Origin of the sequence: Acinetobacter sp. SA01, from assembly GCF_011319235.1 — a bacterium.
Taxonomy (GTDB): domain Bacteria; phylum Pseudomonadota; class Gammaproteobacteria; order Pseudomonadales; family Moraxellaceae; genus Acinetobacter.
Map to the genome: position 1 here is coordinate 1 of NZ_WXXM01000054.1, position 515 is coordinate 515.

Genomic DNA, 515 nt, shown 5'->3' on the forward strand with positions numbered 1-515 from the left:
CCTGCAACATCAACATTCCACAAGCCACCACTTTGAACAGTTGTGTTATACAACTTGCCGTTAATGTTGAGGCTGACGACATCACCAAGCTGATATTCACCAGTCACGCTACCACTGATATTAATGCTTAGACCCGCTTCTGCTGCATTAATGATGCTATCACTTGTAACAGCATCAATGCTTAATGTCGCTGCTGGGGCAACAGTATCTACCGTTAACGAACCGGTATCTGTACTGCTGTTCCCCGCAGGATCTGTCGCTGTGACTTTCACCGGATAGCTGCCATCCAATAAAGGAGGCAATACGTTATCCGCAAGGGTCCAGGTTCCATCACCATTATTCGTTGCCTGATATTCAACACCATCCACTTCAACTACAACAATCGCTGTCGGGTCATTCACCGTACCGCCCAGTGCCGGGGTGCTGTCATTGGTGTTGCTGTCATTTACAGTAACCACCGGTGCAACCAGATCAACCCCAAAGCCATCCGCTGCATTCAGCGTATCACCTGTACC

Annotated in this window: 1 protein-coding gene; it reads right to left on the reverse strand. The window is 48.7% G+C overall.

The annotated features are described in order from the left end of the window. On the reverse strand, nucleotides 1–515 hold a 515-nt coding region (locus GTU69_RS16955; RefSeq protein ID WP_166172232.1), incomplete at both ends, for an Ig-like domain-containing protein.